This is a genomic window from Ornithinimicrobium pekingense DSM 21552 (assembly GCF_000421185.1).
GTDB classification, from domain to species: Bacteria; Actinomycetota; Actinomycetes; order Actinomycetales; family Dermatophilaceae; genus Ornithinicoccus; species Ornithinicoccus pekingensis.
Genome location: NZ_ATWJ01000008.1, coordinates 295,947 through 321,219 on the forward strand (window position 1 = coordinate 295,947; position 25,273 = coordinate 321,219).

A 25,273-nucleotide genomic window follows, 5' to 3' on the forward strand; every position below is an offset into this window, starting at 1 on the left:
CCCGGTCGGGGCGAGAACGTACGCACGACGTCGTCGGTCGAAGGAAGAAGCATGAGCACCAGCACCCGTCCCAGCACCCCGGTCCCCGCCGCCGACGCCCAGCAGCACGTCGACCTGGCCATCACCGGGATGACGTGCGCGTCCTGCTCGGCACGCATCGAGCGCAAGCTCAACAAGCTCGACGGCGTCGAGGCCAGCGTCAACCTGGCGACCGAGAAGGCCCGGGTGAGCTTCCCCTCCGCGCTGAGCGTGGCCGACATCGTGGCCACCGTCGAGAAGACCGGCTACGGCGCCACGCCCCTGGAGGACGACCGCGGCGGTCGCGCCCCGGCGATGACGCACGACGTGGTCAGCAAGGACTCCCTGCGGCTGCGGATGGTCGTCGCCAGCGTGCTCGGCGCCGTCGTCGCCGTGCTGCACATGGTGCCGCCCGTCGCGGACGCCCTCGGCACGACCGGTCACTGGCTGCAGCTCGTGCTGACCCTGCCCGTCTACCTGTGGGCGGCCTTCCCCTTCCACCGTGCCGCGGCGATCAACGCCCGGCACCTGTCCTCGACGATGGACACCCTCGTCTCGGTCGGCACGACCGCCGCGATGGGCTGGTCGGTCGTGGCGCTGCTCACCGGCTTCAGCCACGACATGTACTTCGAGGTCGTCGCGGTCGTCACCGCCTTCCTCCTCATCGGCCGCTACATCGAGGCCCGCGCCAAGGCGCAGGGACGCTCAGCCCTGACCTCCCTGCTCGAGCTCGGAGCCAAGGAGGTCGCGATCCTGCGCCAGGAGGTCGGCTCCGGCGCCTGGACCGAGGTGCGCGCCCCCATCGAGGAGCTCGGCGCGGGTATGCGGTTCGTCGTGCGCCCGGGCGAGAAGGTCGCCACCGACGGCCGGGTCGTCGACGGCAGCAGCACGATCGACGCCAGCATGGTCACCGGCGAGTCGATGCCGGTCGAGGTCTCGGTCGGTGACGACGTCACCGGTGCCACGGTCAACGGTCACGGCCGGCTGGTCGTCGAGGCCACCCGCGTGGGCAGCGAGACCACCCTGGCCCGCATCACCCAGCTCGTCGAGCAGGCCCAGACCGGCAAGGCGCCCGTGCAGCGCCTCGCCGACCGGATCTCGGCCGTCTTCGTGCCGGCCGTGCTCGTCATCGCCCTGGTGACGTTCGTGCTCTGGCTGCTGACCGGCCACTCCCTGGCCGAGGCGCTCGCCCCGGCGGTCGCGGTGCTGATCATCGCCTGCCCGTGCGCCCTGGGCCTGGCCACGCCGACCGCCCTGCTGACCGGCACCGGCCGCGGCGCCGAGCTCGGCATCCTCATCAAGGGCCCGCAGATCCTGGAGTCCACCCGCCGGGTCGACACCGTCGTGCTCGACAAGACCGGCACGCTGACCACCGGTGAGCCGGTCCTGACCGACGTGGTCACCGCGGGTGCCCTGGCGCCGGACGCCGCCCTCAAGGCGGCCGCGAGCGTCGAGACCGGCAGCGAGCACCCCGTCGCCCGCGCCGTCGTCGAGGGCGCCCGGCAGCGTGGGATCGAGCCCAGCCCGATCACCGGCTTCTCGAACCTGCCCGGTCGGGGCGCGCGCGCGAGCATCAAGGACGTCGAGGTCACGGTCGGCAAGCCCGACCTCTTCGACGCGGTGCCCGAGGAGCTGCAGGCCGCCGTCGACGCCGGCACCGGCACGACGGTCCTCGTCGGCTGGGCCGGCACCGCCCGTGCCGCGATCACGGTCGCCGACACCGCCCGCAGCTCGAGCGCCTCCGCCGTCGCGCGCCTGCGCGAGCTCGGCCTCACCCCATACCTGCTGACCGGGGACAACGAGCACACCGCCCGGGCCGTTGCGCGCGAGGTCGGCATCGACGAGGCCAACGTCGACGCCGGCGTGCTGCCGCAGGACAAGTTCGCCCACGTCTCGGCGCTGCAGGAGCAGGGCCGGGTGGTCGCGATGGTCGGCGACGGCGTCAACGACGCCGCGGCGCTGGCCCAGGCCGACCTCGGGATGGCGATGGGCTCGGGCACCGACGTCGCGGCCGAGTCGGCGGACATCGTGCTCATGCGCTCCGACGTCGACACCGTGGCCGACGCCATCGGGCTGTCCCGCAGGACGCTGCGCGTCATCAAGGAGAACCTCGTCTGGGCCTTCGGCTACAACACCCTGGCGATCCCGCTGGCCGCGTTCGGGATGCTCACCCCGCTGATCGCCGGTGGCGCGATGGCGCTGTCGTCGGTGCTGGTGGTCCTCAACAGCCTGCGCCTGAAGGGTTACGGCCGCCGCTGACCGGGCCCACGGCCACACCTGCAGGGGGGTGTCAAGGACGTCCGGCCGGTGTGTCACGATGACCGCATGCGCATCGACCACGTCAGCTACGCCGCCGGCCCGGACGGACTGCAGGCGACGGCCGCACGGCTCGGGGAGCAGCTCGGGGTCTCACCCTTCGACGGCGGGGTCCACCCCCGCTTCGGCACCCGCAACGTCGTCCTCCCGCTCGCCGACGACCGCTACCTGGAGGTCGTGGAGGCCCTGGACCACCCGGCCTCGGACAAGGCGCCCTTCGGCCAGGCCGTCAAGGCCCGCTCCGGACGCGGCGGCGGCTGGATGGCCTGGGTCGTGGCCGTCGACGACCTCGCGCCCGTCGAGGAGCGTCTCGGCCGCGGCGCCGTCGAGGGTCACCGGCACACGCCCGAGGGCGTGGAGCTGCAGTGGCTGCAGATCGGCGTCAAGAACGTCATCGACCACGGCAACCTGCCCTTCTTCGTCAAGTGGGTCTCCGCCCCCGAGGTGCACCCCTCGCACCTGAGCGAGAGCAGCACCCGGCTGAGCGGTCTGACGATCGGCGGCGAGCCGACGGTCGTCCGGGCCTGGCTGGGCCTGGGACACCTGCAGGAGCGCACCTTCGAGACCTCCGTCGAGTTCGGCTTCGTCGAGGACGACGAGCCGTGCCTGTTCGACGTCACCTTCGAGACCGCCAACGGCGTCGTCACCATCTGACGAAGGTCGCGGTCAGCGCCCGCGGCGCTGACGGACCGCCTCGTAGAGGATGATCGCGGCCGAGGTCGCGACGTTGAGGGAGTCGGCGCGCCCGACCATGGGGATCCGCACGCGCCGGTCGGCAGCGCTGATCACCTCCGGCGTCAGCCCGGTCTTCTCCGCGCCGACCGCGACGGCGACGGCCCCGGTCCAGTCGACGTCAGTGTGCTCGGTGTCGGTGTCGGGCGTCGCCGCCACGAGGGGTATGCCGCGCCCGGCGAGCCAGGCCTGCACCGCCTGCGTCGTGTCGGAGGCCACCTGCACCGAGAAGACCGTGCCCTTGGACGCGCGCACCGTGTTGGGGTTGCCCCAGTCGGTCACCGGGTCGGCCGCGACCACCGCGTCGACACCGGCCGCGTCGGCGGTGCGCAGCATCGCGCCGAGGTTGCCGGGCTTCTCCACCCCCTGGCAGACGAGCAGCAGCGCGTCGTCGGGCACGTCCAGGTCGGCGCAGCGGCGCTCGACCGTGTCGACGACGGCCAGGAAGCCGTCCGGGCCCTCCCGATAGGCCGCCTTCTCGAACGCCGCCCGGGACAGCTGCACCAGCTCGGTCCCGAGCCGACCGACGCGGTCCACCAGCCCTGAGGCCCGCGCGGTCGCGCCCATCAGCTCCGGGCAGAAGTAGAGCTCGCGGGGGACCACGCCGGAGTCCAGGGAGAGCTCGAGCTCCTCGAGGCCCTCGACCAGCGTGCGTCCCTGCTCCTCGCGCACCCGCCGCCGACGCAGGGTCCCCAGCGCCTTGACCCTGGGGTTGGCCGGGGAGGTGATCAGCGTCGGCTCGGGCACGCGGCCCAGTCTCTCAGGTCCGAAGGTGCGTCCGCGGGTCCGCGACACGGCCGGGCAGGTCGACCCTCAGCACGCACGTGCACCCCGCAGGTCGGCGGGCCCGGGCGTGTCCCGGCACACGGCACGGCGTCTCCGGCTCAGGCGAGCTCGGCCAGCACCTGCTCCAGCGCGTCGACCAGGCCGTCCTCCTCCACCGTCCCGGTCATCCGGTCGGCGGCCTCGACGACCTCGGCGGGTGCCTGGCCCATGGCGTAGCTGCACGCCGCCCAGGTCAGCATCTCGATGTCGTTGCGCTGGTCGCCGACGGCGACCGTGCGGTAGGGCTCGACGTCGAGCCGGCGCCGCACCTGCTCCAGGGCGGAGGCCTTGCTGACCCCCTCCGGCGCCAGGTCGAGCCAGGCGCTCCAGCCGACGGCGTAGCTCACGCCGTGCAGGCCCATCCGCTCCACGAGCGCGCTGAACTCCTCCGGGGTGGAGCTGGGGTCACGGATGGTGACGCGGGTGACGGGGTCGGCCAGCAGCTCCTCCATCGGCACCACGGTCTCCTCGCCCCACAGCTCGCCGTCGGGGAAGGGGGTGCTGACCTTGAACCCGACCCCGATCTCCTCCACCGCCACGAGCGCCTCGGGCAGCTCGCGGTGGATCAGCGAGACGGCCGGTGCCGGGTCGAAGGTGACGACGTCGACCAGGCCGAACCCGCCGTCGGCGGTCGGGTCGACCTCGACGGTCACCGCGCCGTTGGAGCACACCACCGGCCGGCCGGGGGTCATCAGGTCGAACTGCTCCAGCACCGGCAGCGTCGCGACGGTCGAGCGCCCGGTGGCGACGACCACGGTGACGTGCGGCAGGGCCTCGAGCTGGCGGACGACCTCCAGGACGCGCGGCGAGACCGACCCGTCGTGCAGCAGCAGGGTCCCGTCCACGTCGAGGGCGACGAGGAGGGGGGTGTCGCGCACGGGGTGCCTGGTCTCCGGGGAGGTCGTCTGGACGCTGCTCACACCGGGAGCCTAGCCGCCACCAGGGCGAACGGCGCGGCGACGTCCGGGCCCGGCCTCACTCGCCCATCCGCAGGGCGCGGCGCCAGGTCAGGCTGCCCGAGGTGTGCAGCAGGGCCCGCCGGTAGAGGCGGCTGCCGAGCAGGATCGTCAGGGCGCAGAACCCGGCGACCAGCGCGAGCGCGAGCGCCGGCTCCCACCAGGAGACGTCGCCCTCGAGGATGCGCATGGGCATGAGCAGGGTCGACAGGACCGGCACGAAGGAGGCGACCTCGCGCCAGACGCCGTCGAGGTTGATCGCCCCGAAGATGGCCACGACCAGCACCATCGTCAGCGGCATCGTCGTCGACTGCAGGTCCTCGGTGCGGGAGGCCAGCGCCCCCGCCGCGGCCCACACGCAGGCCAGGGCGAGGAAGCCCAGGAGGAAGAAGGGCAGGTACCACCCCAGGGCCTCGGCCATCCCGGGCAGGGCGACGTCGAGGTCGGTGAAGGTCAGCCCGACCAGCGCCGCGGCGACGATGAGCGCCATCTGGCCGACGGCCATGAGGGTGTTGCCCAGGACCTTGCCCAGCAGCAGGTGCCGCACGGGGATCGCGGCGGCCAGGATCTCCACGATCCGCGACTGCTTCTCCTCGACCACGCTGCTGGCGATCTGCATACCGAACATCAGGGCCGCGATGTAGAACACCATCGCGAACCCGAGGCCGACGACGAACAGCATGCCCTCGGCCATGGCGCCGTCCTGGCTCCCGACGTCGACGGTCGTCAGGACCGTGCCCGCCGTGAGCTCGGCCATGCTGGTGCCCGCCTGCTCGGCGTTGGCGGCGAGCGCCTCGGCCCGCACGGTGTCGGCGAGGGCCGAGGTCAGCCGCAGCGGCGGCTCGCCGTCGCTGAGCACCTCCCAGGCCCCGTCCGCGCCGACCAGGGCGACGTCGGCGTCTCCCTCGACGACCGCGTCCTCGGCGGCGGACCGGTCGGCCACCGGCTCGGTGAGGACCGTGACCTCCTCCTGCCCGCTCATCGAGGGGGCGCCGGAGACGGCGGGCGCGGCGCGCTCCACGAGGGCGGCGCCCGTGGCGTCGGTGACGGCGACGCGGTACTCCGTGCCGCCGCCGCCCAGGAGCGCCGGCACGACCATCGCGCCGAGCAGGAGCACCACGGTCAGGACGGTGCCCAGGACGAACGTCTTGTCGGTGAGCCGCACGCGGATCTCCCGCGCCATAACCAGGGTCCAGGGTGCGCGGGGCGGCGTGACGGAGGGGTGGTCGGGGACGCGGGCGCGGTCCGCCTGCGGCGGTGCGACGTCGGGGTGCTCACGGGTGGTGCTCACGACACGGCCACCTCTCGGTAGATCTCGGACAGGGAGGGGACGACCCGGCTGAACTCCCGGACGCCACCGCGGGCGACGGCGTCGACGAGGAGCCGCTCGGCGACCTGCTCGTCGGCGGGCTGGACCAGGGCGCTGGGCCCGTCGAGGTCGACCACCTCGACACCGGGGACCCCGCGCACCCACCCGGTGTCGCCGGTGGTGGTCAGCCGGTAGCGCAGCGGGGCGGTGGCCCGTAGCTGCTCGGAGGTGCCCTGCGCGACGACGCGGCCCTGGTGCAGCACGACGATGGCGTCGCAGAGCCGGTCGACGAGGTCGAGCTGGTGGGAGCTGAAGAGGACCGGCACGCCGCGCGCGGTGTACTCCCGCAGCAGGGCGCTCATCTGGTCGACCGCCGCGGGGTCGAGGCCGGAGAACGGCTCGTCGAGGACGAGGAGCACGGGGTCGCCCAGGACCGAGGCGATGATCTGGGCACGCTGCTGGTTGCCCAGCGAGAGGGTCTCCAGCTTGTCCTTGAGCCGCTCCCCCAGGCCGAAGCGCTCGAGCAGCTCGGTGGAGCGGGCGCGGGCCGCGGTGGCGGTCATCCCGTGCAGCTGGCCCAGGTAGGTCAGCTGCGCCAGCACCGGCTGCTTGGGGTAGAGGCCCCGCTCCTCCGGCATGTAGCCGAAGCGGCTGCGGTCGGCGGCCGTGACCGGCCTGCCCTGCCACAGGACGGTGCCGGCGGTCGGTGCCAGCACCCCCATGACCATCCGCATCGTGGTCGTCTTGCCCGCGCCGTTGCCGCCGACGAAGCCGACCATCGCGCCGTCCGGCACGGCAAAGCCCACCTCGTCCACGGCGAGGTGGTCGCCATACCTGCGCGTGAGCCCCTGGAGCTCGAGCATCGCATCCTCCGTCGTGTCGGTCCGTTACCCCACCCACGCTAGGCACCGCGGCGTCCGGGCACATCGCCCGGCGGTCGGAGATGCGGCCTCCCCCTGCGGACGGAGGGCGGCGCTCAGCCGCGCGGGGACACCAGCCCCGCCTCGTAGGCGGCGATGACGGCCTGCACCCGGTCGCGGACCCCGAGCTTGGCCAGGATGTTGGACACGTGGGTCTTGACGGTCGCCTCGGTCACGAACGCCCGGGCGGCGATCTCCCCGTTGGACAGCCCTCGCGCGACCAGCTCGAGCATCTCGCGCTCCCGGTGGGTCAGGACGGGCAGGGGTATGCCGTGCCCGTCGCCAGGGGGCTCCCCGGCACCCGGGGTGGCCATCCGGGCGATGACCCGGCGCGTGACCTCGGGGGCCAGCAGGGCGTGTCCCTCGGCGACCGCCCGCACGGCGTCGACGAGGTCGTCGGGGTCGGAGTTCTTGAGCAGGAACCCGCTGGCCCCGGCCGCGAGCGCCTCGAAGAGGTAGTCGTCCCGGTCGAAGGTGGTCAGGATGAGGACGCGGACCTCGGGGTGGGCGGCGACGACCTGGCGGGTCGCCTCGATGCCGTCGAGCACGGGCATCTGGACGTCCATGAGCACCACGTCGGGGCGCAGCGAGACGACGGCCTCCACCGCGCGGGCGCCGTCGGTGACCTGGCCGACGACCTCCAGGTCGTCCTCGACGGACAGGATCATCGCGAACCCCTGCAGCAGGAGCGGCTGGTCGTCGACCAGCAGCACGCGCACGCTCATACAGCTGCGCCCGCGCCGACGCCCACGCCCGCGGGCTCGCCGTGCGCGCGCACGGGGACCCCGTCGAGGGCGCACCACGCCCGCACCCGCCAGCCGGGGCTGCCGGTGCGCGGCCCCGCCTCCACCGCGCCGCCGAGGTGCTCGGTGCGCTCCCGCATCCCGACCAGCCCCAGACCGGTGCCGGAGGTGCCGACCCGTGCGGTGCCGTCGTCGACGACCTCGACCTCCAGCCGGCCCGCTGGCTCGTCGACCCGGACGACGGCGTTGGCGTGGCGGGCGGTGGAGTGCCGGTGCACGTTGGCCAGGGCCTCCTGCACGACCCGGTAGGCGGTGAGCTGCACCGGGGGCGGCACGCGCTCGGCGGCCCCCTCCGGGGTCTGCACGAGGTGCACGGTGACGGCGCAGGTCGGGGTGCTCGACCGGTCGGCGAGCGCCGGCAGGTCGGCCAGGGTGGGCTGCGGGCGGCGGCCGCCCCCGTCCTCCTCCTCGGGCCGGGCGCCGCCGGAGGCGAGCTCACCGCTGCGCAGGGTGCCGACGAGGTCGCGCATCTGGGTGACCGCCTCGCGGGAGGCCTGCTCGACCGTGCCCAGCGCCGTGCTGGCGGCCTGGGGGTCGCGCTCCATGACCCGCCGGGCGGCGGCGGCCTGCACCCCCATGACGGAGACGTGGTGGGCGACGACGTCGTGCAGCTCGCGGGCGATGCGCAGCCGCTCGGCGACCACGGCCTGGTCGCGCAGCCGCACGGACTGCTCGCTGATGGTCTGCGCCTGCTCCACGACGCGGGCGGTGTTGCGGGCGCCGTTCCAGGCCAGCTGGCCCAGCACGATCGCACCGCCGAAGAACAGCACGTTGTTGAGCACCATGAAGCCGGCGACCGCGGCGGGGACGTCGAAGAGCCCGATCTGCTCGGGGACGTCCTCGGCGAACATCGCGGTGAGCTGCTGCATACCGGTGCCGATCGCGTAGGACCAGGCCACCCAGGCGACCATCAGCGCCACGACCAGCCCGATCGCCGCCAGCAGCATCCGGCGGTCCCGCGCCCAGGCCACACCGGAGAAGATGAGGAAGAAGTAGAGGACCTGCATGGGCAGGGTGCTCATCGTCATCGGCAGCAGGACGCCGAGCAGCAGCATGTGCACGCCGACGACGGCGGTCACCACGACGGGGTGGCTGCGCCGGACCAGCACGAGGGCGGCGAGGGAGAGCATCCCGACGTACTGCCAGGCGGTCCCGTGCGGCTCCTCGGTGAAGGCGCCGAGGCTGCGCATCAGCTCGGCCCCGACGGCGACCACCGCGGCGGCCGCGACCGCCAGGCGCACGTCCTGGGCCTCCGCCACCCGTGGACGGGGCCGGACCCACACCTCGTCGATCCCGAACCACCGCTCCACGCTCATCCCTCCAGGGTAGGCAGCCACGGGGCCCGGGCGCCTCCGACCCAGGTGGGAGATCGCGGCGGGAAGGTCGCACCGGCGACGGACGTTGGAAGGGCCATGGACCTGGAGCAGACCCGGACCGCCGTCGCGGCCGCGCGCGAGCGCGCCACCCAGCGGTGGGCCCGGCTCGCCGGTCCCTCGACGTGCCGCCTGGACGGGCCGGACGCGCAGCGGCTGGCGGCCAAGGAGGCCGAGGGCGCGGTGCAGGCGCTGCGGCTGGCGGGCACGCTGCTGGACGCGGGCTCCGCCGACGGCACGGCCGACCGGCTCGAGGCGGCACGCCGCCGGTGGCTCGCCACCCCGGCGGGGCGCGGTCCGCTGGCCGAGGCCTACCTCGCCGGCGGGACCGACGCCCTCGACCGGGTCGCGGCCGAGGTCGCTCAGGCGTGCGGGGGCCGCAGCACCTTCGAGCCGCCCAGATAGGGCTGCAGCGCCTCCGGGACGACGACCGACCCGTCGGCCTGCTGGTGGTTCTCCAGCAGCGCGATGATCGGGCGCGTGCTCGTCAGCGCGGTGCCGTTGAGCGTCGCGACGGTGCGCGTGCCGCTGCCGTTCGGGTCGCGCTCGCGGGTGCCGAGCCGGCGGGCCTGGTAGGTCGTGCAGTTGGAGGTGGAGGTCAGCTCGCGGTAGGCCCCCTGCGTGGGGATCCACGCCTCGCAGTCGTACTTGCGGGCCGCCGGGCCGCCCAGGTCGCCCGCAGCCACGTCGATGACGCGGTAGGGCAGCTCGAGGGCGTCGAGGATGCGGCGCTCGACCCGCAGCAGGTTGGCGTGCTCGGCCTCGGCGTCCTCGACGCGGCAGTAGACGAACATCTCGGTCTTGGTGAACTGGTGCACCCGGAAGATGCCGCGGGTGTCCTTGCCGTAGGACCCCGCCTCCCGCCGGTAGCAGGTGGAGGTCGCGGCATACCGCAGCGACCCGGCCGACAGGTCGAGGATCTCGTCGGCGTGCAGCCCGGCGAGCGCGACCTCGGAGGTGCCGGTGAGGTAGAGGTCGTCGGCCTCGAGGCGGTAGACCTCGTCGGCGTGGGCGTCGAGGAAGCCGGCCCCCGCCATGGCCTCCGGCCGCACCAGGGTCGGCGGGACCACGGGCACGAAGCCCTCCTCCTGGGCGACGTGCTGAGCGAAGGCCATGAGCGCGTGCTCGAGGCGGGCGCCCAGGCCCATCAGGTAGTAGAAGCGGGCTCCGGAGACCTTGGCGCCGCGGGCGGTGTCGATCGCGTGGTGCAGCTCGCCGAGCTCGAGGTGGTCGCGCGGCGCGAAGCCCTCCGCAGCGAAGTCGCGCGGCGTGCCGACCTCCTCGAGAACGACGTAGTCGTCCTCGCCGCCGACCGGGACACCGTCCTTGACGACGTTGCCGATCCGGCGCAGCGCGGACTCGCGCTCCTGCTCGGCCTGGCCGGCCTCGGCCTCCAGCGCCTTGACGCGGGCCGCGAGGTCCTTGACCTCGGCCAGCAGCGCCTGCTTCTGCTCGCCCTGGGCCTGCGCGACCTTCTTGCCGAAGGCCTTCTGCTCGGCCCGGGCGGACTCGAACCCGGCCAGCGCGGCGCGGTAGCGCTCGTCGGCGGACAGCACCACGTCGACCACCCCGGGGTCCTCGCCGCGCGCCTGCTGCGAGGCACGCACGCGCTCGGGGTCGTCACGGAGCTCACGGAGGTCGATCATGCAGGCCAGCCTACTGGCCCGGCACCGCGCGGCCCCGCTCCCGGCCGGGCGGCTCCGGCTGCGCGCGGCCGCGGGCGGGCGGCTACGGTTGCGGGTATGGAGAGCGAAGCGAGCTGGGCGATGCTCGCCCTCGCCCTGGGTCTGGTGCTGGCACTCACCGCCGTCGTCATCTGGCTGTCGGTGACGGAGGTGCGGGCGGTCCGCCCGGCGCCGGCCACCGTCCGTCCTGGGCGGGGCCGGGCACGGGGGATGCGGCAGGGTGCGGCGGCCAAGGCCGACCGTCTCGAGGCCGACGACGAGCGTGGCAGCGGCACCGGCGACGGGCGGAGCGCGTGAGCGACCGGCCGGAGGGGGCCTCCCGTCGCGCCGCCGTCATCGTCAACCCGACGAAGTTCGAGGACGCCGGGCGGGTGCGCCGCAAGGTCACCGAGATCTGCCACCGGCACGGCTGGGCCGACCCGCTGTGGCTGGAGACGACCGCCGAGGACACCGGGGTCGGCCAGACCCAGGAGGCGCTGGCTGCCGGTGTCGACCTCATCTGCCCGCTGGGCGGTGACGGCACGGTGCGGACCGTCGGCGCCGAGCTGGCCGGGCACGACGTGCCGATGGGCCTGCTGCCCGCGGGCACCGGCAACCTGCTCGCACGAAACCTCGAGCTGCCCCACGACTCGCTGGAGCGGTGCCTGACGATCGCGCTGACCGGTCAGGACGCGTGGATCGACACCTGCTGGCTCGACCTGGTGCGCCCGACGAGCGCCCAGCTCGCGGCCCGCTTCGAGGACGACGACGACCCGGCCGAGAACGTCGACATGGACGACGCCGTCGACGACCGCACCTCCGAGCAGGTGCGCGAGGAGCACACCTTCCTGGTGATGGCCGGTCTGGGCTTCGACGCCGAGGTGATGGCCGGGGTGCCCGAGCGCCTCAAGGCCAGGGTGGGCTGGCTGGCCTACCTCGTCGCAGGCCTGCGCCACCTCAAGGGTCCGCAGTTCACCGTGGCGGTCAAGGTCGACGGCACCGAGACCTTCACCCGGCGGGTGCGCAGCGTGATGGTCGGCAACGTCGGCAAGCTGCAGGGCGGCATGGAGCTGCTGCCCGACGCGCTCGCGGACGACGGCAGCGTCGACGCCGTGCTGCTCTCCCCCGAGGGCATCGTGGGCTGGGCCGCGACCCTCGGGCAGCTGGTGACGCGCCACCGCATCGGCCACTCGCGCGTCGACCACGTGCAGGGCCAGGAGGTCCGGGTGGTCTCGGACAAGCCGGTCGAGATCGAGATCGACGGCGACACCCTCGGCTCGGCGATCGCCATGCGCGTGGTGGTCCAGCCCGGGAGCCTCCTCGTGCGCATCCCGGAGGGGGGCCGACGCGGTGCGCGTCGCGAGATCGACGTCCTCAGCGACGCCGAGCACCAGCCGCTGACCCACGGCCGCGGCCACCCGCACCACGACGACCAGGTCAGTCACGCCGACTGAGCCGGCCGGGGGCGGGTGCCTCAGTCGGCGCTGCCGGTCCTGGCCGCGTCCAGCGCCTGCCGCTCCTCAGGGGTGAGGACGACCTCGGAGTCGCCGCCGACGACCCCCTTGGCGTAGGTGCGGCTCTCCCCGCGCGCGTGGATGGAGCTGATGACCATCCCGTCGCCGGCGTCGTCGACGAGCGCCGCGCTGAACGACATCCGCCCGCCCATGTCGCCGAAGGCGTCGTAGCGGACCACCGCCACGTGCCGCAGCGCCTCGCCCAGCGCACCACGGACCCGCTCCACCTCGGTCTCGAGGGCGGCCAGCCGCTCGCCCTCCGGCGTCGCCGGCGCCCCGGCCTCCAGGAGCCGGGCCAGCCTGCGGTCGACCACGCGCAGCCGCCGCCAGGCCACCACGGCGAGCAGCAGCGCCAGCAGCGCCACGCCCACCGCGGTCCAGGTCAGCAGCTGGGGGTCGAGTCGGTCCACGACCCGAGGGTATGCCGTGCACGCCCGCCCTCCCCGCACGCCGCCCTGTCGGCGTCCAGGCTGCGTCGACCGGGCCGTGACACGATGCTGACTCCCAGATGCGACGGCGAGAGGACGGGTGGGTGACGGGAACGGACCGGCGGCGGGCCTGGCGCTTCGTCCTGGGGATCGTCGGCGCCTGGGCGCTGGCGTTCCTGCTGGCCGCCGTCGGCGTGATGCCCACCGTGGGGGGTGGGGCGCCGCTGCGGCCGGGTGGAGGCGATGACGGTGCCGCGCCCGCGGTGGTGCTGGTCGGCATACCCGGGCTGACGTGGGAGTCCGTCGACGAGGAGACCACGCCGACCCTCGCCCGGCTCGCCGAGGAGGGCGGCACGGCGGCGCTGGTGCTGCGCGGCACGCACGAGGTGACCTGCGTGGCGGACGCCTGGCTGACGGTGGGGGCCGGGCAGCGGGCAGCCACCGACGCGGAGGGGTGCCGGGGCGTGGACCCGGGAACGGCCGACGACGGGGCGAGGGGACCCACGGTGGAGGAGGTGGTCCAGGACGGGCGCGTGGACGCCGCGGCCTGGGACCGGTGGCGGGCCGCCGTCGAGCGGCAGGAGCTGGGGACCCGGTTGGGCACGCTCGCCGCGCTCGCCGAGGACGGCGGGTCCTGCGTGGCGGCGTCCGGCGGTGCGGCAGCTCTGGGTGCCGCGGGACCCGACGGCGCCGGACCGGGGGAGCCGGCCAGCGGGACGACGTGCCGGGTGCGCCTCGTCAGCCTGCCCGCCGCTCCCCCCTCCGAGGTCGACGCGGCCGTGGAGTCCGTCCGCTCCGGACTGCCGGCCGGCACCACCCTGGTCGTCGCAGGTCTGGGGCACACGCAGGGGCGGGCGGAGGCGATGGCGCTGATCGTGCACCCCGTCGCCGGGGCCGGGGGCGCCGCGCTGTCCTCGGGGTCGACCCGCCAGCAGTCGCTGGTGCAGCTGGCGGACCTGACCCCGACGTTGCTGCACCTGGCCGGCATCGAGGTCCCGGAGAGCGGCTCGGGCCCGCTGGCGGGGCAACCGCTCACCGTGCAGGCAGGCGGGGGTGAGCCCGTGCGGCAGGCACGCGACGTGGCGGGCGGCGTCACCCTGGCGAAGTCGTCGGTCGTGCCGGTCATGGGCGGCCTGGCGGCCGTCATCCTCCCGCTGCTGGTGGTCGCCGCCGTGCTGCGGCGTGGACGCCTGGTGTCCTTCGTGGTGACCGTCGCCATGGCGGTGCCGGTCGCCACCTTCCTCGCCGGGTCCCTGTCCTGGTGGCGCGCTGACGCCCCGGTGACCGTCCTGACCCTGACCGTCGCCGCCTGGGCGGTCGCGCTCGCGGGGCTGGCCTGGGCCGGGCCCGGGCGCCGTGACGCCCTGCTGCCTCCCGCCATCGTCTCCGCGGTCACCCTGGTCGTGCTCGGCGCCGACATGATGTGGTCGGCGCGGCTCGGGCTCGTGTCGGTGCTGGGGCTGCAACCGGTCACGGCCGGCCGGTTCTACGGCCAGGGCAACGTGGGGTTCGGCATCGCGCTCGGCGCGTTCCTCGTCCTGGCCGGGGCGCTGCTGACCTGGGTGCGGCCGGACCCGAGGACCGGTGGGCGGAGCAGCGAGGGCACGCGAGCAGGAGACTGGCGTTCGGCGGGACCCCTCGCCCTGCTGGGAGGGACGTTCACCGTGATCGGTGCGGCCCCGTGGGGCGGGGCCGACTTCGGCGGCGTGCTCGCCGTCGTCGTCGCCACCGGGCTGCTGGTCATGGTGGCGCTCGGGCTGCGGTGGACCGCCACGGGGCTGCTGGGCCTGGGGCTCCTCGGGGTGGTGGTCGCGGCCGTCGTCATGGTGCTCGACTGGCTGCGCGGGCCGGGCAGCCGCACCCACCTGGGCGACTTCGTCCAGCGCGTCCTCGACGGTGAGGCGTCGGCCGTCGTCACGCGCAAGCTCGACCAGAGCCTGGGCATCCTGCTCACCTACCCGATGTCGTGGTTCGCCGTCCTGGCACTGGTGCTCGTGGCCGTCGTGGTCCTGCGCCGCCCGGCCTGGTCCGCGCCGTTGTGGCGCTACCACGGGCTCTATCCCGCCTCGGTCGCCGGCCTGGTGGCGATCGGCCTGGGCTGGGTCCTCAACGACTCCGGGATCGCGGTCGTGGCGCTCGCGCTCACGATGGTCATCGCCGGGGCCTTGAGCGTGCTCGGCAGGGAGCTCGAGCGGACCTGAGCAGTGCACGCGCCGGCGCACGCCGTGGGCGACACGCTGTGGACAACCCCCATTGGGTTCGAACATCTGTGCTAGGTTTGGCAGAAGTCATCAGGACGTGCCGGCAGCGGGGGTCGTCGTCGGCAGGGGCGTCCGGAGGGAGGGATCGTCGTGGACCTGTCGCCCGGTGAGGCGCTCTTCGAGTCGCGTCTGCCCACCTTCCGCGCCCAGGGGCCCGCACCCCTGCACGTGGTCCACCACACCGACGCGCGGTTCACCCTTGACCTCGGACTGACGGACACACCGACAGGCGCTTCGAAGGAGGTGTCGAGGCAAGCCCCCACCACCCAGCCCGGTCCTCCGAGCTGGGCCACCCCGGAGGGCCAGCAGGGCGCACCGGTGGAGAGCCCGGGTCCCGCACCGACCGACGACGCTGCTCACCGCTCGCTGTCCCGGCTGCAGGAGGTGGGCTGCGCGCGGTCGACGGCGGACGCCGCCCTGATCGAGGCGATCATCGACGTCCTGACAGCCGCGCGCGAGCGGCTGCTGCACGACAAGGGGCTGGTCGGGGTCGAGCTCGGTCGGGGCCAGGAGCGCTCGCTGGAGGCGGACGTCCGCCGGGTCGCCGTGGCGGAGGTGGGGGCGGTGCTGGGCTTCGGGATCACGGAGTCCCAGGCCCTGGTCGGGCTGTCGTCCGCGGCCGGCGACCTGCGCGACGTGGTCCTGGGCGCCCTGCGTCGCGGAGAGGTCACCTGGCCCATGGTGCGCGTCTTCTGGGAGTCCTCCTCCAGGCTCGACGAGTCGCAGCGCATGCTCGTCGCCATGTCCCTGTTCGGGAAGGACACAGGCCTGGCGTGCGAGGAGCGGCTGGGTTGCGACGGGGACCTGCTCGGACGCCCGTGGGGTGACGGTTCCTACCGCAAGGCCTGCGAACGTGAGATCCGCGCCTGCGAGGGCACCGACGTCGCGGGTGAGCGCGAGCGCCGCCGGCGCGCCTACGCACGCCGTCGCGCGTCCGTCCGTGTCCACGACGACGGCACGGCCACGCTGTCGGTGACCGGACCCGCCGTGACGCTCGTGGCGGTGCAGCAGCGCATCGACCGGATCGCCCGAAGGATCCGCGCCTCCGGTGATGAGCGCAACCTCGACAAGCTCCGGTGCGACACCATCGCGAGCCTGCTGCTCTACGGCACGATCCAGCTGCCCGGCCCCGTCGACGCACAGCAGCACCCAGAGGGGGCGCGCGACCAGGACGGGCAGCACGACCCGGACGGTCAGTGCGCCCCATGCGACGAGGCACGTGAGGCCGAGGGACCCCACGACCATGGTGCGAGCCAGGACCACGGTGAGAGCCACGACGCCGACGTCATCTCCCCCGAGGGCCTGGAGGAGATCGCTCGCGTGGTCAATGCGCAGCCGCTGACCCAGGTACAGGTCGTGGTTCCGTTCGCCGTGCTGGGCAACGCCCTGCCACTCTGCGTGAGCTGTGCCGGGACCATCGACCCAGGCGCACCGCCGGGAAGACCTCCGAGATCCACAGGATCAACGCCCACCCGATCCTCGCCACCCGGGCCGCCGGACCCGCGACCTGCTGATCAGGACCCGCGACCTCTTGATCAGCACCCGAACCTGTCCGACGTCCCCGCACCGCGCGACGGGCCCCGCCGCGGCCTGGTCGGAGAGGTGCTGGGCCCCGGTTCGCACTACATCACCCCGGGCCAGGCCAGGGAGTTGGCGCTCCTTCCGGGCACCACCCTGCACCGGCTGGTGGTCGACCCGCTGGACGGCCGGCTGGTCGAGCGGTCGATCGCGACCTACCGGCCCGACGCCGACATGCGTCGCCAGGTCGTCGCGGCCGACGTCTACTCCCGGGCCCCCGGGCCCCGGACGGGGTCGCACGCCTGCGAGCTCGACCACGTGACGCCCTACGGGTGGGCCGGAGGCGAGACCAGCGAGGTCAACCTCGCCCTCCTGGGCAAGGCGCCGCACCTGCTCAAGACCCTCAAGGCCTGGCGTGCGGTGATGGGCGAGCGTCGCGACCTGACGTTCACGACCCTCCTCGGACACATCGTCAGGACCCGGACCCACGACTACCGGCAGTACGCCCACCTTCGCGACACCGAGGACCTCGAGGACCGCCGTGACCTGGCCAACAGGGCTGTCTACGCCGCACTGGCCGGCCAGCCGGAGCACAGGTGCCGCCGACGGGGCGATGCCTGGCTCTCCCTGACCCACACCGACGACGAGGGCGGTGCTCGCCCCGGCCCGCCACCGCGAGCGCAGACCCTGGACGAGGTGCTGGGGACGACCTCTGAGGACGACGGTCGTTCCTGAGCGGGTTGCCGGGGTCAGAGCTCGTGCCAGGTCCCCCCGCGGCGCGGCACGGCGCGAGACACCCGCCCCGCGCGGTCACGGGCCCGGCCACCGAGACTCATGAACCGGCCGCCCACCCCTCGCACGCGGTCGCCCGCACGGCGGCCCCCCGGCTCCGGGGCCCGCTGACCCTCAGCCCCCGCCCCTCCCCGCGCCGCCGCCACCGCACCGGAGCGGGCAGCGAGAGCACGGGTGACGCCGGCCAGCTGGCGGGCCCGGTGCACCTGGGAGGCCAGGTCACGCCCCGTCACCCGGTGCGACAGGTCGCAGGGCACCTCGACCACCCGTCCACCCCAGCGCAGCACGTCGACCGTGAGGCCGACCTCCACCCCCCAGCCGGGAGCCAGCGGCATCGCTGCGTCGAGCGCGGCGCGGGTGAGGCAGCGCTGCCCGGACAGCGGCTGCGTGGGGGCCCAGCCGGTCAGTCGCTCGATCCCCTCACGGGCCGTGCGCACCACCAACCCGAACCCGCCCCCGGGACGGGCCTGCGGCGGCAGGACGGCGATGGCCATGTCCGCCTCGTCGTCCAGCACGACGTCGACGAGCGGGCCGAGGTTGGCGGCGGAGGCCTCCAGGTCGGCGTCGACGAAGAGCACCGGCGCACCGGGAGCCAGCTCGGCCGCCCGGGCCGCCCCGGTGGTCATCGCCGCGGCCTTGCCCCGGTTGCGTGAGTGCCGCACCACGTCGACCTCCCCGGCCCACTCGGCCACCGCAGCCGTCTGGTCGATGGACCCGTCGTCGACCACGACGACCTGCCCGACCTGGCCCAGCCGGACCAGTGCGGCCACGGTCGCGCCGATGCGGTCCTCCTCGTCCTTGGCCGGGACGACAGCGACCGCCGTGGCGGTCGGGTGGGGGGCGCTCACGCCATACCTCGTGACGTCAGCGCAGCGTGACCTGGCGGGAGACCAGTCCGTCGCGGGCGCGACGCTCCTCCGCGGTCAGCGGCTCGTCGGAGGTCAGCGCCTTCTCGTAGCGGGACCGCAGCTCACCGAGCGCCGACGAGTGCGACGACGGCTCGGCGGCCGGGTCGACCTCGATGACGGGCACGAGCAGGCCGTTGGCGCGGAAGGCGCCGAGCAGCTCGGTGCCCTCGCCCAGCGTGTGCTGGCCGGCGGCCTGCAGGCGCGCGACCGCGCGGGTCGCGGTGTCCTCGTCCTCGTCCAGGATCCAGCGGATGTAGGCCCGCCCCGTCATCAGGCACCAGTAGGCGGACGGCGCACCGTCGAGACGCTCCATCGGCACGGCGTTGTCGTTCATCTGCGACAGCGCCTCCTTCTGCTCCTCGGTGGCGTCCTCGCCGAGCCAGAAGCCGAAGTCCTGCTCCACCTTCACCTCGAGGCGCTGCCCGTCCTGGAGCAGGTCCTGCAGACGCGGGGTGTCGGCGGTGGCCGGCCGCACGGCGTTGATCGCCGAGCCGGGCTCGGAGGCCAGCGCCACCAGCACCGCGCGGGCGATGTCGCGGGAGGCGTCGCCGCTGGAGGTGCGCGACTGCAGTGCTACCAGCACCTCACCGGTGTCACGGTGGACGGCCGGCACCGCCCCCGGCAGCACGGTCACCAGCGTGACCTCGTGCTCACCGGCCGGCACGGCACGGCCGTCGACCTCGGTCCCCTCCGGCACCACGACCGTCACCCTCGCCGTCGCGGCCGGCAGGATCTCGCGCATGGCGACCCAGTCGGCCTCGTCGGCCAGACCCTCGAACGGCCGGGCGACGTAGGGCGCGCGGCTGGCGGCCCTGGTGCCCTCGGACTGGCGCTTCTTGCGTGATGCCTTACCCATGCGGGGGAGTCTACGTGCGTCGCTAGAGTGGCTGAGCATGACTCAGACCGACGACCGGCTGCGATGGGCGCCGGCCCCAGGCCACGGCGACGAGGTGCTGTATGCGGTGGACGGCCCGCTCGGGCGCGCCCGCCTCCACCGCCCACGCGCCATCAACGCCCTCGACCGCGCCTCCATCGACTCCCTGCACCAGCAGCTGTCCGCGTGGGCGGCCGACGACGCCGTGGCCGCCGTGGTCCTCGACGGCGCGGGCGACCGCGGGCTGTGCGCAGGCGGCGACGTGCGGGCGCTGCGCACGGCGATCCTCGAGGGGCGCCCGGAGGAGGCGGTGGCCTACTGGGAGGCGGAGTATGCCGTGAACGCGCTCGTCGACTCCTACCCCAAGCCCTACGTCGCGTGGATGGACGGCATCGTCATGGGCGGCGGGGTCGGGGTCTCCTCCCACGGCTCCCTGGGCCTGGTCACCGAGCGAACCCAGCTGGCGATGCCCGAGACGGGCATCGGCTTCTTCCCGGACGTGGCCGGTCTGCAGCTCCTCGCGCGCTCGCCCGGCGAGACCGGCACCCACGTGGCCCTGACCGGCACGCCGGTCGGTGGTGCCGACGCCCTCGTCCTGGGGATGGCCGACGTCCTCGTACCCTCCTCCGCCAAGGACCGGGTCCTGGACGCCCTCCGCCAGGACCCGGCCCAGGGCGCCGGCGAGATCGCGGAGCGGGTCGGTCCGCAGGAGGAGTCCTCCTGGCTGGCGGACCACCGCGGCTGGATCGACGAGTGCTACGCCGGGGACGACCCGGGTCTCGTGCTGCGGCGGCTGCGCGAGCACCCCGCCCCGGAGGCCCGCGCCGCCGCCGAGACGGTCGCCGCCCGGTCGCCCCACTCGGTGGGGGTGACGCTCGAGGCGCTGCGTCGCGCGGCGTCGATGGACGTGCCGCAGGTGCTGGCCCAGGACCTCGTCCTCGGCAGGGCGTTCGCCCGGCACCCGGATTTTGTCGAGGGCGTCCGTGCCCAGCTCGTCGACAAGGACCGCCAGCCCCGGTGGACCCACGCGTCGGTCGCCGACGTCACCCGCGAGGAGGTCCTCGAGGCCTTCGGCGAGCGCTGAGGACCTCGACCGGCTGCTAGTCCAGCAGGTGGCGGGCACGTGCGACGGCCGCCGCCTCGGTCCGGCTCGCGACACCCAGCTTGCCCAGGATGTTGGACACGTGGACGCTCACCGTCTTGGTCGCGATGAACAGCTGTCGGCCGATCTCGCCGTTGCTGCGTCCGGCCGCCACGAGGGTGAGCACCTCGCGCTCGCGGGGGGTGAGCTCGACCAGGGCGTGCCCGTGCTTCCCGGCGTCCTGCCTGGGGCCGTGTCCCCGGCCGTCCTGCTGCCGCGCGGCCCGACGCCCGTCGGGCGCGCCGATCTCGGCGAGCAGCGGCAGTGCGCCCAGCCGCTCGGCCTCGTCCCGCGCCCCGTCCAGCAGCTCGCGGGCCCGGGAGGCGTGCTCCTGCCCGGCGTGCGCCAGGACCGACGCCAGCCGGGTGGCCGACCTCGCCCGTTCGAAGCGGTGCCCCAGCCGGTCGTAGGCGTCGTAGGCCTCCTGCCAGGCGTCGACGAGCTCCTCGGGCGCAGGTGGGTCGGCGTCGGCACGCCACCGCAGCCGCAGGTGCTCGGCGCGGTGGCGCGCGGTCCAGGCGACCCCTTCGGGACCGTCGGCACGGTCGAGCTCGGCACGCCGCCGGGCCACCGCCTGTTCGTCGGCGACGAGTCGCCCGGCGACGGCGACCAGCTCGGCCCGCTCCGGACCCACGGCCACAGCCGCCCGCCCGGCCAGGTGCCCCAGCAGCAGGGCACCGAACCGGACCTGCGCCGCGAAGCTCGAGACGTGCCACAGCTCCTTGACCGTGGCCACGGCCCGGTCGTAGGTGGCCACCGCGCCGGCCAGGTCCCCGGTGTCGCCGAGGATGTCGATCGCCGGCCCGGTCGCCAGCACGACGGCCCAGCCGTCCCGCACCGTCGACTGCGGCAGCGCGTCCAGCGCCGACCGCGCCGACGGGTCGCCCCGACCGGCGAGGGTATGCAGCGCCAGCGCACCCAGGAGGGGGGCCAGCGCAGGAGGCGGGGCCTCGTCCGAGACGTCCGCCAGCCGGTCCACCTCCGGCCAGTCGCCGACCATGTAGGACGCGATGCCGGCGAGCAGCCGTGCGTCGAAGCCGAACGGCGCCCAGGGCCGGCCGTCCTGACGCGTGAGCTCGGCCGCCTCCCGGTAGCAGCCGCGGGCCTCCTCGTAACGGCCCTGCTCGAAGAGGATGCCGCCCATCTGGTGCAGGGCGCGGACGAGCCCGGTGGCATACCCAGTGCTCCGCAGCCGGCCGATGACGTCCTCCATCGCCTCGACCGCTGCCTCGGGCTCACCCACGAACGACTTGAGCCGGCCGAGGATCGTGGCCGCCTCGGTCTGCATCCGCTCCAGCCCCAGCTCCCCGGCCATCTCGTGCGCCGCGGTCGCCGCCCGGGTCGCGACCTCGAAGCGCCCGCGGTCGGCCAGCGCCCGCGCGTGCACGGCGAGCGCCCGGACCCGCCTGGCGGTGCGCTCCTCCCCCAGCAGGTCCAGCGCCTCCTCGGTGGCGCCGAGCGCGCTGACGCCCGCCTCGTCGACGAGCAGCGAGGCGTGGGCGAGGGCGACGAGCAGCTCGGCCCGCGGCCCGGGCGTCGAGCTGTCCAGGGCCTCCGCCTCCTGGCGCAGCAGCGTGACCGCCTTGGGGGCGTCGCCGGCCGTGACCAGCGCCTCCACCGCCTGCAGCACCACCGCGGTGCGCTCCACCTCGACCTGGTCGGCGACGTCGGGCAGCTCGAGCAGCTCCAGGGCGGTGAGGAGGTGCCCGGCCGCCTCGTCCGGGCCGCCCACCCCCAGCGCGTCCTGGCCCGCCTGCACGGACGCACGGACGGCGGTGACCGGGTCGTGCCCGGCACGGGCGTGGCGCGCCAGCTCGGCGGCCGCGCCCGGCACCCGTCCCTCGCGCAGGGCCCGCGCACACGCGGCGTGCATGCGGGCCCGCTCGCCCGGGAGCAGGTCGTCGTAGACCGCCTCCCCGAGCAGCGCGTGCCGGAAGGCGTAGCCGGCGTCGGGCACCGGCACCAGGATGTTGGCCTCCACGGCCGCCCGCAGCGCCCCGTCCAGAGCGTCTCCCGGCAGCTGCACCACCTCGGCGAGCATCGCGTGGGACACCCGCCGGCCGACGCAGGCCGCGGCACGCACCACGGTCCGGGCGTCGTCGGGCAGCCGGTCCAGGCGCACCAGGAGCAGGTCGGCCAGGTCGGTGGGCAGCGCGGCGTCACCCAGCTCCCGGGCCACGACCAGCTCCTCGGCGAAGAAGGCGTTGCCCTCGGCGCGGCGGACGATCTCCTCCACCTCACGCTGGTCCCCCAGGCCGGGGCGCACCGCGCGCACCAGGGCGCGCACGTCGGCGTCGCCCAACGGGGCCAGGTGCGTCCGGTGCACCGCGGGCATGCGGCCCCACTCCGCCAGCGCCCGGCGCAGCGGGTGACGACGGTGCAGGTCGTCGGCGCGGTAGGAGGCCACGAGCGACACCGGCGAGCTGAAGCCCCGGGCGAAGAGGAAGGAGAGCAGGTCACGGGTGGACCGGTCGGCCCAGTGGACGTCCTCGACCACCAGCAGCACCGGTCGGTCGGCGCCGAGCACCTCCAGCACCGCGTGCAGCGCCTCGAAGAGGTCGGCCCGGACCGCGCCGTCGTCGCCCGCGAGGGTGCCACCGGGCCCGAGCGCGGCCCCCGGCAGCCCGCCCGGCCCGCCGGCGGGGTGCGGGACGGCCAGGACCCGGCCGGCGGGCAGCAGCCGCGCCAGGGCGGGGTGGTGCGCCACGACGGGCGCCGCCAGCTCACGGGCGTCGTCGTCCAGGCGTCCGAGGACCTCGGTGAACGGCAGCAGCGGCAGGGCGCTGTCCCCGAAGTCGAGGCAGTGCCCGACGAGCACCCGCCAGCCCTGCGCACGAGCCCGCCCGCCGAGCTCGCCCAGCAGCCGGGTCTTGCCCACCCCGGCGTCACCGCCGAGCACGACTGGGGCCGGTCTGGGCAGCTCGCCCATGCCGACCCTGGCCTCCAGCTCGGACAGCTCTCGGTCACGCCCCAGCAGGGGGGTGGCGGCGCGCTCCTCCGGTGTCACGTCTCCCATCATCGCCGTCAGCGCGGACAGATCCAGTCCTTGGCCGGCGGACGGCGACACGGGGCGCGCGGTCACCGGGCTCCGGCCACGGCGTGGACGTGGCTCCCGGACGCGCGACGGGAGGCCGGCCGACCGGCCGCGGCCCGGGCGCGCCGCCGCAGGCGGGCCAGCACCGGGCCGCCCCAGGCGCGCCGCAGCTGCTCGCGGCGGTAGGTGTTCTCGACCTCCAGGAAGGCGGTGGTGGTGAACATGACGGGTTCCTCTCGGCAGGCGGACCCGGGCGGGTCCGACATGTCCAGAGTCGTCTCCTGAGGTAGGAGCAGACATCGGGCGATCTCCCTGACCTGCGCCCGCGGGCTACCTCAGACCGTCACGCCCCACCTCAGGGGCAGCCGCCCTCCCGCCGCACCCGCAGCGCGGCCCGAGCCTGCTCGATCTCCGCCCAGGGGATCGTCTCCGTGTCGCGCTCGAGGGTCTCCTCCGGTCCCTTGCCCGCCAGCAGGACGGTGTCGACGGGGGCGGCCGAGCACACGGCATACCTGATCGCCTCGGTGCGGTCGCCGATCGAGACGAAGTTGGTGCGCCCCTCCTCCCGCGCGCCCCGCTCCATCTCCTCGAGGATGTCGCGCAGCGGGGTGGTGCGGTGGTCCTCCTCGGTGAGGACGGCATGGTCGGCGAGCCGGGTCGCGACCGCGCCGAGCGGCGCCCGCTTGGAGGGGTCGCGCGGGCCGCCGGCGGAGCCGATCACGACCCACAGGGCACCGTCGGTGGTCACGCGCACGGTCTCCAGCGCCTTCTCCAGGCTGGGCGGGGTGTGTGCGAAGTCCACGATGACGCGTGGCTCGCCCTCGCCCCGCTCGACCATCTCCATCCGCCCGGCGACGCCGTCGAAGCCGGCGAGGGCCTCGACCAGCTCGGCCGTCGCGACGCCCGTCGCGGCGACCCCGGCCATGGCGGCCAGCGCGTTGGCGACGTTGAAGCGGCCGATCATCGGCAGGCTGGCGCTGAACCGCCCGTCGGGGGCGTGCAGGGTGAAGGTGATCCCCTCGGCACCCTCCTGGACGTCCGTCGCACGCCAGTCGGCCTCCCCGCCCTCCGCCGAGTATGTGGTGCACGTGCGCCCGCCCTCGGTGGCCAGGGGCAGCAGCTGGTCGAACCACGGCAGGTCGTCGGCGTTGAGCACGCTGTGCCGGGCGCGCTGGACCAGCTTGGCCTTGTCGGCGAAGTACTGCTCCATCGTCCCGTGGAAGTCGAGGTGCTCGCCGGTGAGGTTGGTCCACACGGCCACGTCGTAGGAGACGCCGCGGACCCGGTCCATGGCCAGGGCGTGGGAGGAGGACTCGACGACCGCGTCGGTGGCGCCGTGCCGGAGCATCTCGCGCAGGATGTGCTGCACCTGCGGCGCCTCGGGCGTGGTGAAGTGCGACGGCGGCTGGCGCAGCACCCCGTCGGGCAGCTCGTAGCCGATGGTCGAGAGCAGCCCGGTGCTGCGCCCCGCGGACCGGAGCAGGTGCAGCGCCAGGCACGAGGTCGTCGTCTTGCCGTCGGTGCCGGTCACCCCGACGACGCTGAGCTCGTCGCTGGGGCGGCCCATGATCGCGGTCGCGGCGTCGGCCAGCGCGGCGCGGGCGTGCGGGACGCGCAGGTAGGGCACCGGGCACAGGGCGTGCTCCGGCAGGCCCTCGCCGAGGACGACGACGGCCCCGGCCTCGACCGCCTCGCCGATGAAGGAGTGGCCGTCGAAGCGGGCGCCCCGGACCGCCACGAAGGCCTGCCCCGGGCGGATCCAGTCGGCCTGGTGGCTGACGCCGGTCACCTGGGTGTCCCCGTCGTGCCCGGAGCGGTCGTCGAGGGTGGCACCGAGGGCGGCGGCGAGGTCGGCGAGCTTCATGGCGCACACACTAGGCCAGGGCC

At 74.7% G+C, this 25,273-nt stretch carries 21 protein-coding genes; 8 read left to right on the top strand and 13 right to left on the bottom strand.

The genetic code is table 11. The features are described 5' to 3' along the window. The first annotated feature begins 51 nt into the window (after positions 1–51). Both K330_RS0106795 and K330_RS0106800 read left to right on the top strand, forming a co-directional pair. Positions 52–2,277: a heavy metal translocating P-type ATPase gene (locus tag K330_RS0106795; protein WP_022921087.1), complete on the top strand. Its 2,226-nt coding sequence runs from the start codon at positions 52–54 to the stop codon at positions 2,275–2,277. Between the two features lie 66 nt (positions 2,278–2,343). Then, positions 2,344–2,988 (top strand): VOC family protein, encoded by a 645-nt coding sequence (locus K330_RS0106800; protein WP_022921088.1) that lies wholly within the window; start codon positions 2,344–2,346, stop codon positions 2,986–2,988. Positions 2,989–3,000: 12 nt separating this feature from the next. Here the strand turns inward: K330_RS0106800 and K330_RS0106805 are convergent, their stop codons facing one another. From K330_RS0106805 to K330_RS19675, 6 genes are all read right to left on the bottom strand, one after another. Then, the gene (locus K330_RS0106805) at positions 3,001–3,813 is read right to left on the bottom strand and encodes a TrmH family RNA methyltransferase (RefSeq protein WP_022921089.1); all 813 of its coding nucleotides are present in this window, start codon (positions 3,811–3,813) and stop codon (positions 3,001–3,003) included. 137 nt (positions 3,814–3,950) lie between these two features. Beyond that, positions 3,951–4,811: an HAD family hydrolase gene (locus tag K330_RS0106810; RefSeq protein WP_022921090.1), complete on the bottom strand. Its 861-nt coding sequence runs from the start codon at positions 4,809–4,811 to the stop codon at positions 3,951–3,953. A 55-nt stretch (positions 4,812–4,866) separates the two neighbouring features. Next, the gene (locus K330_RS0106815) at positions 4,867–6,138 is read right to left on the bottom strand and encodes an ABC transporter permease (protein WP_022921091.1); all 1,272 of its coding nucleotides are present in this window, start codon (positions 6,136–6,138) and stop codon (positions 4,867–4,869) included. After that, positions 6,135–7,019, bottom strand: a complete 885-nt coding sequence (locus tag K330_RS0106820; protein WP_022921092.1) for an ABC transporter ATP-binding protein — start codon at positions 7,017–7,019, stop codon at positions 6,135–6,137. The genes K330_RS0106815 and K330_RS0106820 overlap by 4 nt, the downstream gene beginning before the upstream one ends. Positions 7,020–7,132: 113 nt before the next feature. Beyond that, complete coding sequence (locus K330_RS0106825; protein WP_029202408.1) at positions 7,133–7,801, bottom strand: response regulator; 669 nt, start codon at positions 7,799–7,801, stop codon at positions 7,133–7,135. Further along, on the bottom strand, positions 7,798–9,195 hold the full coding sequence (locus K330_RS19675; RefSeq protein ID WP_022921094.1) for a sensor histidine kinase: 1,398 nt from the start codon (positions 9,193–9,195) through the stop codon (positions 7,798–7,800). The genes K330_RS0106825 and K330_RS19675 overlap by 4 nt, the downstream gene beginning before the upstream one ends. Positions 9,196–9,291: 96 nt before the next feature. On the opposite strand from K330_RS19675, the gene K330_RS0106835 reads away from it, so the two are divergent. Continuing rightward, on the top strand, positions 9,292–9,657 hold the full coding sequence (locus K330_RS0106835; RefSeq protein ID WP_022921095.1) for a hypothetical protein: 366 nt from the start codon (positions 9,292–9,294) through the stop codon (positions 9,655–9,657). Here K330_RS0106835 and serS read toward each other — a convergent pair. Then, complete coding sequence (serS, locus tag K330_RS0106840) at positions 9,615–10,898, bottom strand: serine--tRNA ligase (protein ID WP_022921096.1); 1,284 nt, start codon at positions 10,896–10,898, stop codon at positions 9,615–9,617. The two genes, K330_RS0106835 and serS, sit on opposite strands and share 43 nt — an antisense overlap. 96 nt (positions 10,899–10,994) lie before the next feature. Between serS and K330_RS24215 the strand changes: the two genes are divergently transcribed. Further along, complete coding sequence (locus K330_RS24215; RefSeq protein ID WP_229665726.1) at positions 10,995–11,234, top strand: hypothetical protein; 240 nt, start codon at positions 10,995–10,997, stop codon at positions 11,232–11,234. Next, positions 11,231–12,370, top strand: a complete 1,140-nt coding sequence (locus K330_RS19680; RefSeq protein WP_022921098.1) for a diacylglycerol/lipid kinase family protein — start codon at positions 11,231–11,233, stop codon at positions 12,368–12,370. The genes K330_RS24215 and K330_RS19680 overlap by 4 nt, the downstream gene beginning before the upstream one ends. A gap of 20 nt (positions 12,371–12,390) precedes the next feature. Here K330_RS19680 and K330_RS0106855 read toward each other — a convergent pair whose 3' ends face one another. Then, a complete protein-coding gene (locus K330_RS0106855; protein ID WP_022921099.1) occupies positions 12,391–12,840 on the bottom strand; it encodes a DUF4446 family protein in 450 nt (149 codons plus the stop codon). 122 nt (positions 12,841–12,962) lie between these two features. On the opposite strand from K330_RS0106855, the gene K330_RS0106860 reads away from it, so the two are divergent. Further along, positions 12,963–15,059, top strand: coding sequence for a hypothetical protein (locus K330_RS0106860; protein WP_022921100.1), 2,097 nt, complete (start codon positions 12,963–12,965; stop codon positions 15,057–15,059). Positions 15,060–15,209: 150 nt separating this feature from the next. Then, the gene (locus tag K330_RS0106865) at positions 15,210–17,372 is read left to right on the top strand and encodes a hypothetical protein (RefSeq protein ID WP_022921101.1); all 2,163 of its coding nucleotides are present in this window, start codon (positions 15,210–15,212) and stop codon (positions 17,370–17,372) included. 14 nt (positions 17,373–17,386) lie between these two features. Here K330_RS0106865 and K330_RS19685 read toward each other — a convergent pair whose 3' ends face one another. Together K330_RS19685 and K330_RS0106875 are read right to left on the bottom strand one after the other, a co-directional pair. Beyond that, complete coding sequence (locus K330_RS19685; protein ID WP_022921102.1) at positions 17,387–18,277, bottom strand: glycosyltransferase; 891 nt, start codon at positions 18,275–18,277, stop codon at positions 17,387–17,389. A 16-nt stretch (positions 18,278–18,293) separates the two neighbouring features. Continuing rightward, on the bottom strand, positions 18,294–19,193 hold the full coding sequence (locus K330_RS0106875) for a DUF5926 family protein (protein ID WP_022921103.1): 900 nt from the start codon (positions 19,191–19,193) through the stop codon (positions 18,294–18,296). A 37-nt stretch (positions 19,194–19,230) separates the two neighbouring features. Between K330_RS0106875 and K330_RS0106880 the strand changes: the two genes are divergently transcribed. Then, positions 19,231–20,295 (top strand): 3-hydroxyisobutyryl-CoA hydrolase, encoded by a 1,065-nt coding sequence (locus tag K330_RS0106880; protein ID WP_022921104.1) that lies wholly within the window; start codon positions 19,231–19,233, stop codon positions 20,293–20,295. A gap of 16 nt (positions 20,296–20,311) precedes the next feature. Here the strand turns inward: K330_RS0106880 and K330_RS24495 are convergent, their stop codons facing one another. From K330_RS24495 to K330_RS0106895, 3 genes are all read right to left on the bottom strand, one after another. After that, complete coding sequence (locus tag K330_RS24495) at positions 20,312–23,359, bottom strand: helix-turn-helix transcriptional regulator (RefSeq protein WP_022921105.1); 3,048 nt, start codon at positions 23,357–23,359, stop codon at positions 20,312–20,314. 71 nt (positions 23,360–23,430) lie between these two features. Beyond that, positions 23,431–23,610, bottom strand: coding sequence for a hypothetical protein (locus K330_RS23880; RefSeq protein ID WP_022921106.1), 180 nt, complete (start codon positions 23,608–23,610; stop codon positions 23,431–23,433). 131 nt (positions 23,611–23,741) lie between these two features. Continuing rightward, the gene (locus K330_RS0106895; protein ID WP_022921107.1) at positions 23,742–25,250 is read right to left on the bottom strand and encodes a UDP-N-acetylmuramoyl-L-alanyl-D-glutamate--2,6-diaminopimelate ligase; all 1,509 of its coding nucleotides are present in this window, start codon (positions 25,248–25,250) and stop codon (positions 23,742–23,744) included. Positions 25,251–25,273: the final 23 nt, after the last annotated feature.

Coding starts and splice junctions, on each gene's coding strand:
- K330_RS0106795 (WP_022921087.1), top strand. CDS start 52: ATGAGCACCAGCACCCGTCCCAGCACCCCGGTCCCCGCCGCCGACGCC.
- K330_RS0106800 (WP_022921088.1), top strand. CDS start 2,344: ATGCGCATCGACCACGTCAGCTACGCCGCCGGCCCGGACGGACTGCAG.
- K330_RS0106820 (WP_022921092.1), bottom strand. CDS start 7,019: ATGCTCGAGCTCCAGGGGCTCACGCGCAGGTATGGCGACCACCTCGCC.
- K330_RS0106825 (WP_029202408.1), bottom strand. CDS start 7,801: ATGAGCGTGCGCGTGCTGCTGGTCGACGACCAGCCGCTCCTGCTGCAG.
- K330_RS19675 (WP_022921094.1), bottom strand. CDS start 9,195: ATGAGCGTGGAGCGGTGGTTCGGGATCGACGAGGTGTGGGTCCGGCCC.
- K330_RS0106835 (WP_022921095.1), top strand. CDS start 9,292: ATGGACCTGGAGCAGACCCGGACCGCCGTCGCGGCCGCGCGCGAGCGC.
- serS (WP_022921096.1), bottom strand. CDS start 10,898: ATGATCGACCTCCGTGAGCTCCGTGACGACCCCGAGCGCGTGCGTGCC.
- K330_RS24215 (WP_229665726.1), top strand. CDS start 10,995: ATGGAGAGCGAAGCGAGCTGGGCGATGCTCGCCCTCGCCCTGGGTCTG.
- K330_RS0106875 (WP_022921103.1), bottom strand. CDS start 19,193: ATGGGTAAGGCATCACGCAAGAAGCGCCAGTCCGAGGGCACCAGGGCC.
- K330_RS0106880 (WP_022921104.1), top strand. CDS start 19,231: ATGACTCAGACCGACGACCGGCTGCGATGGGCGCCGGCCCCAGGCCAC.
- K330_RS23880 (WP_022921106.1), bottom strand. CDS start 23,610: ATGTTCACCACCACCGCCTTCCTGGAGGTCGAGAACACCTACCGCCGC.
- K330_RS0106895 (WP_022921107.1), bottom strand. CDS start 25,250: ATGAAGCTCGCCGACCTCGCCGCCGCCCTCGGTGCCACCCTCGACGAC.